The following is a 13,762-nucleotide window of genomic DNA, read 5'->3' as shown; positions in this document are numbered from 1 at the left end:
TTCCTCACTCTCAACCGTTGCCAGCTTTCTTTCTCCATGCTATGTTTCGCAAAAAAGCGAAACGCAATTATTCACATTAATAATTTTATATTTAGGAGTTCATGAATGTAAACATTTCCGAAAAAGCTGCAACTATCACTGTCGGAAGCACAGGGACATTCTGCTATACGAAGAAGATTATGGATAGATGACGAAGGCTATTCAATTATTTTGACATGCAGACACTATTAATTTAACTATTTCCTAACTTAGTATTTCATTACGTAATAATGCTTCCACTTAATCGTTTAATGCAAAAATTAAAGACTTTAGAAGGCAGTTTAGAGGAGTGAAAGCTCAAAAAATGAATTTTCATCAGAAACCATTAGCATACAAGGTATTATTAATTTAACGTTGCGTAACTTGGCGCATTACTTTGCGGAACCTTGCGGTTAAATCAAAAAATACGATTAAGAAATAAGGAGCTATCTGAACAATTTATTTCGCAGAGATTACAAATTTTATAGTTTACCGAAAAGTTTGTTGATTTTTCTTCTTCGTAAAAATGATAGTTTTCTTTTAGCAGGAACACCGTTTATTTTTACCCAATTTTCTATTTGGTCCAGCATTCTTTGTGACGATTTACCATCGGTGTAGGGGTGGTATTCTGCAATAATTTCCTGTCTTTGTTTTTTGAATGGATCTTCGCTTAAAGTTTCCTTTATTTGGTTTGTTAAATTCCTGCTGTTACTAATATTTAACCACTTTGGTGATTTTGTTCTGGTATTAATTGTTATTACAGGTTTGTCAAGAATTAAAAATTCATAAACAGCCGAAGATGTATCACTAATCATAATATCCGAATCAACAAGAGAAGGTATGATTGATTTTTCTTCAGATATAATTATATTTTCATACTCTTTTGCCTTTTCGATGTATAAGTTTTTTACTTCCTTATTCATAAGGTCGTGAAACTTAATTATCAGGAGGTTATTTTTTTCTTCTGCAATAGAAAAAATGTCGTCAAATGAATTTTTTGCAGAGGTTAATGAAGGAGAAAATGTAGGAGCATATAATATTATGTTTTCAGCCTTATATTTTTTTAATAAATCACTCTTTCTGCTTTTATACTTGTTGGCAAGATATAAAGTATCAAGCTTAGACCATCCCGTTTCAATTACATCAAAGTCGCGGTGCTTTTTCTTTAATTTTTCGAATCCTCTTGTAAAATATGGCCCTTGTGTTAAATACAGGTCAAAGTAATGTCTGATATGAAAATGTCCTTTCTTTTCGCCTGCTAATCCGTGAAAAATTTGAACCTTGACTCCCTGTAGAAAATGTGGAACTTCGTTTCCGGGAGCTATAATAGCATCAGCATCGAAATCGCTTAACACTTTCATGGAATCGGTTGAAGTTACTTCAAAATCTAAGAATGCTTTTACATTATCAGGTATATACCATAAAGTTTCATAATTTCTTTTTACTGCAACATCATATATAGGCTTGTTAATTGATAAGGCATATGGATTCTGACAGAAAAATATAACTTTCATAACTATTATGAGTCTTTATATTATTTACTTAATGGTAATATTCAAATTGCGATAATGGATATTTACCAAATTAACAGGTCAAATATAACTAATTAGATGTTTGTGTTTTTCAGTTATTTCTTCTGCTCTATATGTTCAGAGTAATAAGAGTAAGTTTTTACTCTGTTTTTTTGGATTTGGTATAGTTTCAGATATTTTAAAAATACTGTGTAGGCCGAAATACCACTTATAGCAAGTCCGGCAATACCATCCATAAAGCCAAGTTTTAGGAAATATGATTTAAAAAATGACCATGACGGATTTACCAGTATTTTAAAAACATTAGATCTTATTCCTGCTGCATAATAACTTTGAGCGCCTACTGTAGAAAAATGATTTGCCTTTCTGCTGTGCGATTCCAAATCTTCTATTACCCAGTGTAGTATATTATGTTTTAATTTACCAACCTTTACATTTTCGTTTACTACAACATAATCATGAGGATTTCTTCCTCCCCATTTAGCAATATTTTTATTAAACAGTCTGATTTTCCAGTCGGGATTCCAGTCGGTAAATTTTATCCATTTACCCATGTAATTGTTGAATCTGTTTATTTTATATGCCTGAGAGTTTAATTTCTCTTTTTTAAGTGAAATAATTTCATTTATCAGTTCATCCGAAAGCGCTTCATCGGCATCTAACGAAAGTATGTAATCGTATTTCGCCTTGGAGATGGCGAAATTTTTTTGCTGAATATGACCTTCGAATTTGTTTTGAAAAAAACTTACATTGTGATTCCTGCATATTTCTTCAGTTCTATCAGTGGAATAAGAGTCTACTACAATTACTTCATCTGCCACATCTTTTAGCGATGAGATGCACTGTTCAATATAATTCTCTTCATTTTTGGTAATTATGGTAGCTGATATTTTAGTCATTATTCCAGGTCTAGTAAAATTTGGTTTAGGGAGTCAATAGCCAACTTCAATTTTGTTGTTGATATTTTAGAAATTTCACGTAAGGAGTTTTTCAGTTCCGACGATGAAATTTCTTTGGTTCTTGGTAAATAGCTAACTTCACAATGTTTTTTTAGATCGTCGAACTTTCCTTCCCAATCTCCTCCCATTACAAACTCATCAACATTGTACTTTATTATGTCGTCCTTTTTTTGATCCCAATTATTTTCAGGAATAACTTCGTCGACATACTTAATTGCTTTTACAATTTCGATGCGCTGATCAAAAGGAATAATAGTTTTCTTTCCTTTAGTTCTATTAAACTCATCTGTAGAAACAGCAACAATAAGCTTGTCGCCTCTTTCTTTTATTCTTTTAAGTAGTCTGACATGTCCTATGTGGAATAGGTCGAAAGTACCGTATGTTATAAGTGTTTTATTTTTTTCCAAACCTCTGATATGTGTTAATGGTGCAAATATATGCGTTTTAAGCATATTTACAATTTATAATATCAGTACAAATGTAAAACATGAGATTATGCATATTTATTGAGTTATTTATATAAACTCATAAAGATTTTCATTATTGAAGTACAAGACATTATCATAGTATAAAAATATTGTTAATTTTGCATAAAAATATATATTATCCATTTAGAAAAATAAATATGGGAGGAGATGCTAAATTAATAGGAAAGCATGCCGAAGTTGCTAAAACAATGTTGAGAAAAATAACTGATTTATTTGATAAATTGGAGATAGAATATATATTGGATTTTGGGACCTTATTGGGTGTTGTCAGAGAAAACAGACTTCTGCCATGGGATACGGATTTAGATATAAGTATAACGCATAAAGATCTTGAAAAGCTTATCAAAAATAAGCGAAAGCTATGGCGACTTGGTTACAGAACCAGAGTTAGATATTTCGATAAAGATACCGGCCCGTTTAAAAAAGGAGAGGTAAGAATTATTAAGGTTCAAACCAGAAAGTTTGTTGTAGTACGCGATAAAGGAATATTAGATATTTTTGTGATGAAAAATATTGACGGAGAATATTCTTATGTAGTAAAAAAAGAAGGAGCATCGGTATTAAAAACCATTCCGACGGAATTCCATGATAATAAAACCAGGATTGAATTTGATAATAAGCAGTATTCAGTTCCTAAAGATTATGAGAGATATTTGGAATATGTGTATGGCGATTGGCGTACACCTGTAAAAGAATGGGATTATTTCCTTGGCGACAATACTGTCAAGAAAGTATATGGTAAAGATGAATAGTGTAACTATTCACTGTTAATACATAATTCATTCGGTTTAACCCTTCTGCGTGGTTGAGCTTTCCTTTCTTTTTTTCATTATTTTAGAAATAGTAATTTCTTTGCTGTGTACACCGTCGTATAAACCACTATTATCTATTTCTAATACCGATGGATTAAAAGAGCCATAACAGTTTATATTTGCATTTTCTGCATAATTTTTAATAATGTTTTCGGTCTTTATTACGCAAGGATAATTAGCGATTATTTTTTTATATGTAATAGGGTGATATGGAGTTAAGATGAACTCTAATTCAATGCCATTATGTATTATATCACTGCATAAAGAGTTAAAATCTTCAAAATTTCTATCTGAAATTTTTTCAAAATTCTCAATACCATATATTTTACCGGTTGAGTACTTTCGGGCTATATTGTCTATGTTTTCCTGTGACAAATTTATACGCTTCTCACCGTAAATTATTGATCCATCCGGTAACTTGGTATTCGTTTTATTATATTTTTGAGTAGTTGATACAGGGTCTGATTTACCCGTAAACACATTTGGTAAATTATTCAGTGAATTTTGAAAATAAGATAAAGAGATCAATTCCGAAAAATTATTCTCCTGAGCTTTAGAAAAAGTACCGGTTTTATTATGAAAATCATTATATTCTTTTTCTAAAGAAGTCCACCTTTCCAACCCGTTATATTCATTGAATAACCATGGATCTATAACAATAACTATCTTTTTGGGCAGAATATCACGTTCTTTATACAACTGGTATATAGCTACAAGGTCTTCAATACTTGCACCATTCACACCATTATTAAACAATAGTTTATTATCAAAATATTTGCTGCCAATCAGTTTTGATCTGCTGGATCCGAGAACCACAACATCGGGATTTTTATCTATATTATTTATGATCTCCTTTTGCAACAATCTTTCATCATAATTAGAAATATTTGTGGCATTTTTCTTTTCTAATAATATAGAGGCTATCTTCTTTTCATATCCGATGTGAAATAATTTGGCAGCATCGCCATAAAAATTCGTAAAAACCAGAATAAAAAGTATAAATATTGAAAATGCAGATGTCTTTTTAATAAAATCTCTCATGTTAAAACTGAAAATATATGAATTGATTTTCTTTATAATTACCCCAAATCATTATTGCAAGTACAACTGATACATATAAATAATATCTTACATACTTTTTCTTTACCTTAAATAAATTTGCGATTGCATATTGCTCTTCTCTTCCTATCCACTCGATGATTATAAATGCAAAAATCATCTTCATTGTACTTAAAGCCAGTTCTATATTTAAAAATTTAGGTGCGATAAATAATGAACCTGAGAAAATAGTAGATATATAATTTAAAGCATGACCAATATTTTCAGATCTGAAAAAGATCCACGCTAATACAGTCAAACCAAATGTGAAAGCTATTTGTATAAATTCTTTAAAAGAGGGTAAATATTTTCCCTGTGCAACAACATCAGTATTGGCCCTGTTCTTATTTAGCAACAGTAATGGCATGAAGTATAAAGCATTTAAAGCTCCCCAAACAATAAAAGTCCAGTTTGCTCCGTGCCAAAAACCACTGACTATAAAAATTATAAAAGTATTTCTAACCTTCATCCGGGTTCCTCCACGGCTGCCTCCCAAAGGGATGTATAAATAATCTCTAAACCACGTTGAAAGTGAAATATGCCAGCGTCTCCAGAATTCGGCAATATCTCTCGAAAAATATGGGAAAGCAAAATTCTGCATCAGATTAAACCCGAATAACCTAGATGTTCCGATTGCAATATCAGAATACCCCGAAAAGTCACCATAGATTTGGAAGGTAAAGAATATAGCTCCTATCAACAAAGTACTTCCCGAATAGTCTGCCGAATTATTAAATATTTCATTTGCTATTTGCGCAGAATTGTCGGCAATAACAATCTTTTTAAATAAACCCCATATAATTTGACGCAAACCATCTACGGCCTTGTCATATTCAAAAGTTCGTTTCCTGTAAAATTGTGGTAATAAATTAGTAGCTCTTTCAATTGGACCGGCTACTAACTGAGGGAAAAAACTAACAAATGCGGAAAAGGCAATAAAATCTTTCGTTGGCTCTAATTTTCTTTTGTAAACATCAATTGTATAGCTCAATGTTTGAAAGGTATAAAAACTAATTCCTACGGGTAAGATAATATTTAGTGAGTTACTTTGAATTTCTGTGCCGAAAAATGAAAAAGCTGACACAAAACTATCCTGAAAAAAGTTGTAATATTTAAAGAAGCCCAAAAAGCCAAGGTTTACAAGAATACTTATCCACAAATATATTTTTCTCTTGTATTTACTTTCTTCGTCAGATAATTTTACTCCAATAGAATAATCAACTATTGTGCTAAAAAGTACTAATGATAAAAAACGCCAATCCCACCAGCCGTAAAAAGTATAGCTAGCAATAACTATGAGGAAGTTTTGAAGTTTTAAGTTTTTGTCGGCAACAAACCAATAGAGGAAAAATACTATTGGTAAAAATATCGCAAAATCTATTGAATTAAAAAACATTTACTTTTTATGGCTAAAATTTTAGGGCGCGAAAGTAATTCTTTTCTTGTTGATACACAATACTTAAGGACGTACTGAGTTTATGGGTTATTACATGTAGGATTTTTCGGTTTTATCATTGTAGGATCAAATCTATTTTCTGGGGAGTGCGATATTATACGCATATTTTTTCTCGCAAAGAACGCAAAGGATACATGCTAAGTACGCAAAGAGATAATGTTTTATTTATTAACGAAGTCCCGCTACTGCGCGATCAATGTCATTGAGTTAAGGGGAAATTGAAAAATCAAAAATCGTTAATCGGTGTTCCTTGCCTGCCTGGCAGCAGACAGGTTCTTAAATCCTTTAAAATGAATATAGAACAAGCCTGTTTGCCGGACAGGCAGGGATTAACGAAATCGAAGATTCACGAAGTTAAAAATATCATGTTCTGATAATGAGATTTAGCTTCGCTGATTCTAAAGAATTCGGTCGAGATGACGATAAATTAATTGCGACACAGCCTTTGAGCGTAGTCGAAGAGTAAGCTCAAACTTCGAACATCTTACCGTTAGCCCAGTAGCTTCCTGTATTCAGTATAAGTATTTTGTACAGCAGTATTAATATTAAAATTATCATGAATATAACTGTAGGCCGAAGCTCCCATTGTTTCCCGTAAATCTTTATCGTCTATTAACTTTGTGATATTTTCTCCGATACTTTTGGGTTTTTTGAGTTCGCTGATAAATCCTCCTTTGTTAGCTTCAATTAATTCTGTACATCCACCGGCATCAGTCATTACAACCGGTTTTTTCAGCATGCAGGCTTCCGAAATAGCTCTTCCCAGCCCCTCATCAAGCGATGTTTGTACATATATATCGCTTCCTTTTATCAATTCTATGGCATCTGTTCTGTAGCCTAATATGTGGATGTTGTCCCTGTATGGACTGTTTTCTATTAGTTTCTTAATATTTGGTTTGTCCATGTATTTTCCAACATGAACAAAATGAACATTTTTCCCCGGAGGAATGTGGTAAGTGGATTCTAAAAAATATTTAACACCTTTTACTTTTGTGTTTCGGGCTACGGATGTAACAATTACGCTGTCTTTGGGTATTCCTATTTGTTCAAAGTTGAAGGGGTCATATTCTTTATACCACCCGGTGTCGAAACATTTATAAACCAGAGTAGCTTTTTCTTTATTAAAAAGCAGTTGTTTTTTTACGTGTGCAGTTACGTGTTTCGAATTACACAATATTTTATCCACTCTGGGATTTAGAAATTTAGCATAAGCGGTTATATCGTGCCAGTGCAGGCTTGTAGACCCAAAGTATGCAACTACTTTAACCTTTGTGCCAAATGCCGCCAGTATACCGTTTCTAAGGGTGTTGCCATATAAGAGGTGAAGAATGTCGTAATTCTCATTAACTATCTTTTCTTTAACCCTTGAAATATATTCCGAATCTATTTTTTTTCGGGGAGAATCCTCAATTACCTCAATACCGTTTTTTCTGTAATAGTCTAAAGATTCACTTATACCTTTGGCCATTACCGTAACTTCAGCATCCTGCTTTTGTAAACCTACAAATGTTTCAATTTCCGGCAGTCTGTTGTTAAACGAATGGTTATAGCTGCTCAGTACAAGTATTTTCATATGGGGTTAGTTATAAATATAATTTTTATTCGAAAGATTGCATTTGAATAAGTTTATTGTATTCTCCTTTTTTGTCTAAGAGCTCATCGTGATTTCCCTGTTCTAAAATTTTTCCTTCTTTCATAACGATGATAGAGTCGGAGCTTTGAATTGTTGAAAGTCTGTGTGCTATTATTATTGAAGTTCTGTTCTGCATAAGGTTACTCAGAGCTTCTTGTACCAGTTTTTCACTTTCAGTATCTAAGGCCGATGTTGCCTCATCTAAAATAAGAATTGGCGGATTATTTAAAACAGCTCGTGCAATAGATAATCTTTGTCTTTGTCCCCCGGAAAGTTTTCCTCCTCCGTCTCCTATATTTGTTTCGTAACCGTCTTCGAGCTTACTGATAAATTCGTGGGCATTGGCTATTTTGGCTGCTCTGATTATTTCTTCATCAGTTATGCTGCTAAGCCCTAAGGTGAGGTTATTTCTTACTGAGTCGTTAAAAAGGATAGACTCCTGAGTGACAATTCCAATCAGTGATCTCAGCGATTTTTTGCTGATATCCTTAATATTGTTACCGTCTATTTTTATATTTCCTTCTTTTGTGTCGTAAAATCGGGGGATTAGGTTAGCCATGGTAGTTTTACCACTTCCCGATTGTCCTACAAGAGCAACAGTTTTCCCTTTTTCTACTTTAAAGGAAACATCATCAATTATCCAGTTTTTATTTTCGGGATATTTAAATTTGATATTTTCTATTTCAATTTCCGATTTAAATTCTTCTATAACTTCTGCTCCAACTTTATCTTTAATCAGGTTATCTGTTTCCAGTACGCTAAAAATACGCTCGGCCGAGGCGGTACCTTTTACCATATTATAGTAAGCCGTAGTAAGAGCTTTTGCCGGATTTAAAATTTGGTAGAACAGGCCTATATAAACGAAAAATTCCTGAGGTTTAAGATTGTTTAGACTGTCTTTGTCTTCCAGTACAAGGAATCCGCCATACCACACAATTGCAAAAATCACAATAGAACCCATGAATTCACTCATTGGAGAAGCCAGGTCTTTCCTGTGCAAAACCTTTATCATTACGTTTCGGTATTCGCTCGTAGTATTGTTGAATTTCTCTTCTGTTTTATTCTCGGCAGTAAAAGCTTTTATCACTCTTAAGCCATTTATATGCTCTTCTACCAGCGATAGTATATATCCGTTTATTTTCTGGGCAATAAATGATTTTTTCTTAAGAGACTGGCCTATTGCTGATATAATATATCCCGAAACCGGTAATAATATCATTACGAATAAAGTCAATTTCGGACTCATATAGAGCATTACTGCAAACGAAAATAGAATCATGAATGGTTCGCGAATCATCATTTCGATCGACGATAAAAACGATCCCTGGATATTATTCACATCTGATGTGATTCGCGCCATGATATCTCCTTTTCTCTTATCAGAAAAAAAGCTGATATGTAAGTTGATAACTTTCTTGTGAATATCGTTTCTCAGATCTTTTATTATTCCTGTTCTTAAGTATGCCAGAACATATACAGCCAGATATCTGAATAAATTCTTCAATAAGAATAGTATTGATCCCGCAACACTAATTATCATTAGTACGTGTAAATCGCCAAACTGTTCCGCCTGTTGGGTAATAAAAAAGTTCAGGCTGCCTTCCAGAAACTTTCCTAATGTATCAATTCCTGTATAAACAGGCTGTTCGAATACTTTTTCCTGATGATTGAATAAGATACCCAATACCGGCATTAATATCGATATTGATAATAATGAGAATACAACATACAGAAGGTTGAATATAACGTTCAATACACCATAACTTATGTATGGTTTAATGTATTTCATTAGTTTTTTGATATATATCATTTGTCTTTATTATTACGGGCTTATCAAGTATTAATAAGCACCAAAGATTTTCTTATTTTTTATTATTGAACATCAAATATTTAGTGCTTACGTGATAAGCCTCCAGCATTTTTTTCAGTTCAACAATATCTGATTTATTTTTAACATTTTCATAGATGTCATCTAAAGGACTATTGCTTTGAGTGTCGAACAAATTAAATTCTTTTGATGCCATTATCATCTGTAAAATATATCTGCCGTCAAAAATAGCAATAAATGGAGAACCTCTGTGCATAAACATAAAAGCATATCTCTTTGAGGGAGTAGAATCGTTTAAATTCAAGCCTAAAGTGTAGTTTGTAAACTCCATTCCCGTATATCCTGCCATTGTAGGCATAACGTCCATTAATGTAGCAGGAAGAGAATCTATTTGCGGCTTAATGTATTTAGGACCGTACATAAGCATCGTAGTTCTGTGGGTGTTTACTCCTAATTTGTACCACGGTGTTTCGTTGAAATCGTATGGTCTTGTACTTCCGTCGTGATCGCCGAACATAACAAATATAGTATTGTCGAAATATCCGCCTTCTTTAGCTCTTTCTATAAATTTACCTATGTTATAATCCAGATACCTTATGGCATTATACTGATCGATGTTGTCGTAAGCACTTTTTTCGAAGAGTTTCATGTCGATGTCTTTTTCTTCCAGTACTTCGAAATCTCCGTCAGATTCACCAATGGTATATGGACGATGGTTTGATGCAGTTTGAATATATGCAATAAAAGGTTTTCCGCTTTTGTGCTGTTCCTGCAGTATTTTGTCTGATTCGTAGAATAAATCATAATCGGTTAAGCCCCAAACATCGCTGTGTGGCCGGTCATAGTCGCCTTCTTCATAGATATTCAGGTCTTTAATGTTGTTTTCGAAAACTGCTCTGATATTTGCCCAGTTGGCATTTCCCCCCAGGAAATAGTACTTCTCGTAACCTTCGAAATCGTTAAATATAGTTCGCTGATCGATAGTAAACTGATTTCGTGAGGCTGTTTTCTGAACAGAAACATCAGGTATACCTGTTAAGCTTGTATAAACAGTTCTTGCTGTGCCAAGTCCCGGAACAAAAAAGTTTGGAAAAAATCTTCCATTCATAGCCAGACTATCCATATTTGGAGTAGAAGGAAGAGGATTTCCATGAAGCCCCATTTTCGAAGAGCCCATAGACTCAAGCATAATTACAACAATATTTGGCTTTTGTTGTTGATTAGGAATACCTTTTATCTCTCTTCTGAAATCCAGAGTGTCTGTATTTTCAATACCCAGATAATTGGCCATAATACCGAAGTTAGTTTTAGTTGCTTCAATATCGAAACCTGTATCTTTAAACTTGTAGGTGTCGTATATGTTTAGTCCGGGGTTAATTGCAAATCCCGATACTAACTGGTTTTGCGTAAACATAGCCTGACTCCATCTCAGGGGATAGTAGGCTATAGCACCGTAAATTCCAAAAGCATAAAAAAGAATACTTGTAATAATAATCAGTGTATATTTAATCTTGCTCTCATCTTTGAATTCGCTGCGGGTACATCTGTCATAATTCTTATTTATAAGTAAACGGGTGATGTAAGCGAATATGATTATTCCTAAACTTCCCCATATCACAGGATAACTTTCCCAAACCATCTGGAGGGAAATAAGCGGGTTCGATGCAAATCTGACAACTGAACTGTTAACTCTGATTCCCAGGTAGCCATAGTGCCCGAAATCGAGAAGATAGAGTAGGAGTGTCGCAATATATACAAACAGCAAATAGTTTTTCGAAATGTTCTTCCATCTGCCTGCGAATATTTTATTTCCTTTAACAGCTATCATTAAGGCAAAAGGAATTAAAACCAGAAGAGTGTATCTTAAGTCGAATTTTAGACCAAGATACCAGGCATGAGAAATATTACCTTCTTCAAAAGTATTTCCATTGAGATAAAGGAAATAGAATACAAATCGGAATACCTGCGTTAAAACAAATAGTCTCAATATTTGCGATATCAGTAGTTTTAAATATTGTTGCATCTAATGAAATTTAATCGGTCAAAAATACAGATATCTTTATATATCTTAATAAAAAAATGATAAACAAAATGAAGCTTTATTAAAATCACTAATCTGTATTGTTTTTTCTCTTTATAATAATTGCTTTGTATTGCGATTGTGAAAATTTATAGGGTTGAAGTAAATTAATGTTTCATGAAAAATATTTGACCTTGTTTTTTATGGATTTTATGCGCCTTTTCCGGCTATCCGCTTGTAGTTTTGCTTTCTGAGATAGCTCACAATAGCTCTGTGGGGTCCACGCTTGAGGCGTGGCCGCCACAGAACTTTGTTCGCAAATCTCAGAAAGCAAAAGCTATCGCTACTATCCGGGGCGTTATATATTTAGAACCTCCATTTATGCTAAGTATTACTGTATAATTAGTTAAGAATTGTAGAAAAAGAATAAAATTATTTCTAATTGTAAGTGTCATGCCCTTTTTATACTGTTACTAAGATGTTTAAGTGATATTTCACTAATAAAATGTAAGAATTATTTTATCATAAATAATAAGTCTAAAACCTTTTAGTTTTTTTGATATAAAGATTACTTTTGCCCAAATAATTCTAACTAAAAAAATATTTAAAACGATGCAACGCGATCACGATATTTTTAATTTGATTGAAGATGAAAGAGACCGTCAGACAGAGGGGCTTGAATTGATTGCTTCAGAAAACTATGTTAGTGAGCAGGTAATGGAAGCTATGGGTTCTATACTTACTAATAAATATGCCGAAGGATATCCAGGGAAGAGATATTATGGAGGTTGTGAAGTAGTTGATGATATCGAACAAATTGCTATTGACAGAGCAAAAGAGCTTTTCGGGGCAGAATATGCAAATGTTCAGCCACACTCAGGATCTCAGGCAAACGGAGCTGTATATTTGGCAGTTTTAAATCCGGGCGACAAGGTGTTAGGATTTAATCTTTCTCACGGAGGTCACCTTACTCACGGATCGCCGGTAAATTTCTCCGGTAAAACTTATAATGCAGTATTCTACGGAGTAGAGGAAGAAACAGGAATGCTGGATTATGATAATATAGAAAAAATTGCAATTGCAGAGCAGCCTAAGATGATAATTGCCGGAGCTTCTGCATATTCAAGAGATATCGATTTTGCACGTTTTCGTGAGATAGCTGATAAGGTAGGAGCAATTTTACTTGCGGATATTTCTCACCCGTCAGGTTTGATAGCTAAAGGTATTCTTAACGATCCTATTCCTCATTGTCATATCGTAACTACAACTACTCATAAAACATTGAGAGGTCCAAGAGGGGGTCTTATTTTAATGGGGAAAGATTTTGATAACCCATGGGGATTGAAAACTCCAAAAGGTGTTGTCAAAAAAATGTCAAACATTCTGGATATGGCAATTTTCCCGGGTATTCAGGGAGGTCCTTTGGAGCATGTAATCGGTGCTAAAGCCGTAGCATTTGGTGAAGCGCTTTCTGATGATTATTTCCATTATATTCTTCAGGTTAAGAAAAATGCTCACGTTATGGCCGAAGAATTAGTTAAACGAGGATATAAAATTGTTTCGGGAGGAACTGATAACCACATGATGCTTATCGACCTTAGAAACAAAGGTGTTACAGGAAAAGAAGCTGATGCTGCTTTGAGTAAAGCCGATATTACCGTAAATAAAAATATGGTGCCATTTGATGATAAATCACCTTTTGTAACATCAGGAATCAGAATTGGTACATCGGCAATTACAACACGTGGACTTGTAGAGTCTGATATGTTGAAAGTTGTTGAGCTTATAGATAAGGTAATCATGAATATTGAAAAAGACGATATTCTTGATGAGGTAAGAGCGGAAGTGAACGATATGATGTCGAAATTTCCAATCTTTGCAACAAATGTAGAGGCTTAGAACTTATTTAATACCAATT

The 13,762-nt window shown here is 33.5% G+C and carries 10 protein-coding genes; 2 read left to right on the top strand and 8 right to left on the bottom strand.

The features are described 5' to 3' along the window. Positions 1-500 precede the first annotated feature (500 nt). The 3 genes from ABFR62_09275 to tagD all read right to left on the bottom strand — a co-directional run bounded on the left by ABFR62_09275 (position 501) and on the right by tagD (position 2,961). Positions 501-1,532, bottom strand: coding sequence for a CDP-glycerol glycerophosphotransferase family protein (locus ABFR62_09275; protein MEN8138613.1), 1,032 nt, complete (start codon positions 1,530-1,532; stop codon positions 501-503). A 113-nt stretch (positions 1,533-1,645) separates the two neighbouring features. Continuing rightward, positions 1,646-2,449, bottom strand: coding sequence for a glycosyltransferase family 2 protein (locus ABFR62_09270; GenBank protein ID MEN8138612.1), 804 nt, complete (start codon positions 2,447-2,449; stop codon positions 1,646-1,648). After that, positions 2,449-2,961 carry a glycerol-3-phosphate cytidylyltransferase gene (gene tagD / locus ABFR62_09265; GenBank protein MEN8138611.1) on the bottom strand — a complete coding sequence of 171 codons (513 nt, stop codon included), beginning with the start codon at positions 2,959-2,961 and terminating at the stop codon, positions 2,449-2,451. Before tagD ends, ABFR62_09270 begins: the two co-directional genes overlap by 1 nt. Positions 2,962-3,095: 134 nt before the next feature. Here tagD and ABFR62_09260 point away from each other — a divergent pair, with 134 nt between their 5' ends. After that, on the top strand, positions 3,096-3,749 hold the full coding sequence (locus ABFR62_09260; GenBank protein MEN8138610.1) for a LicD family protein: 654 nt from the start codon (positions 3,096-3,098) through the stop codon (positions 3,747-3,749). Between the two features lie 36 nt (positions 3,750-3,785). On the opposite strand, the gene ABFR62_09255 is transcribed toward ABFR62_09260, so the two are convergent. The 5 genes from ABFR62_09255 to ABFR62_09235 form a co-directional block, all read right to left on the bottom strand. Continuing rightward, positions 3,786-4,850, bottom strand: a complete 1,065-nt coding sequence (locus tag ABFR62_09255) for a hypothetical protein (GenBank protein ID MEN8138609.1) — start codon at positions 4,848-4,850, stop codon at positions 3,786-3,788. Between the two features lies 1 nt (position 4,851). Beyond that, entirely contained in the window at positions 4,852-6,303 is a 1,452-nt protein-coding gene (locus ABFR62_09250) for an MBOAT family O-acyltransferase (GenBank protein ID MEN8138608.1), read from the bottom strand. Between the two features lie 550 nt (positions 6,304-6,853). Continuing rightward, a complete protein-coding gene (locus tag ABFR62_09245) occupies positions 6,854-7,936 on the bottom strand; it encodes a glycosyltransferase family 4 protein (protein MEN8138607.1) in 1,083 nt (360 codons plus the stop codon). Between the two features lie 25 nt (positions 7,937-7,961). Then, positions 7,962-9,785, bottom strand: coding sequence for an ABC transporter ATP-binding protein (locus ABFR62_09240; GenBank protein MEN8138606.1), 1,824 nt, complete (start codon positions 9,783-9,785; stop codon positions 7,962-7,964). Positions 9,786-9,858: 73 nt separating this feature from the next. Next, on the bottom strand, positions 9,859-11,847 hold the full coding sequence (locus ABFR62_09235; GenBank protein MEN8138605.1) for a sulfatase-like hydrolase/transferase: 1,989 nt from the start codon (positions 11,845-11,847) through the stop codon (positions 9,859-9,861). 609 nt (positions 11,848-12,456) lie between these two features. Between ABFR62_09235 and glyA the strand changes: the two genes are divergently transcribed. After that, a complete protein-coding gene (gene glyA, locus ABFR62_09230) occupies positions 12,457-13,743 on the top strand; it encodes a serine hydroxymethyltransferase (protein MEN8138604.1) in 1,287 nt (428 codons plus the stop codon). The last annotated feature ends 19 nt before the right edge of the window (positions 13,744-13,762 follow it).

Source organism: Bacteroidota bacterium, assembly GCA_039714315.1.
GTDB lineage: Bacteria > Bacteroidota > Bacteroidia > Flavobacteriales > JADGDT01 > JADGDT01.
The sequence above is the reverse complement of the archived record's forward strand: the minus strand, read 5'-3'. Positions and strand labels throughout refer to the sequence as shown.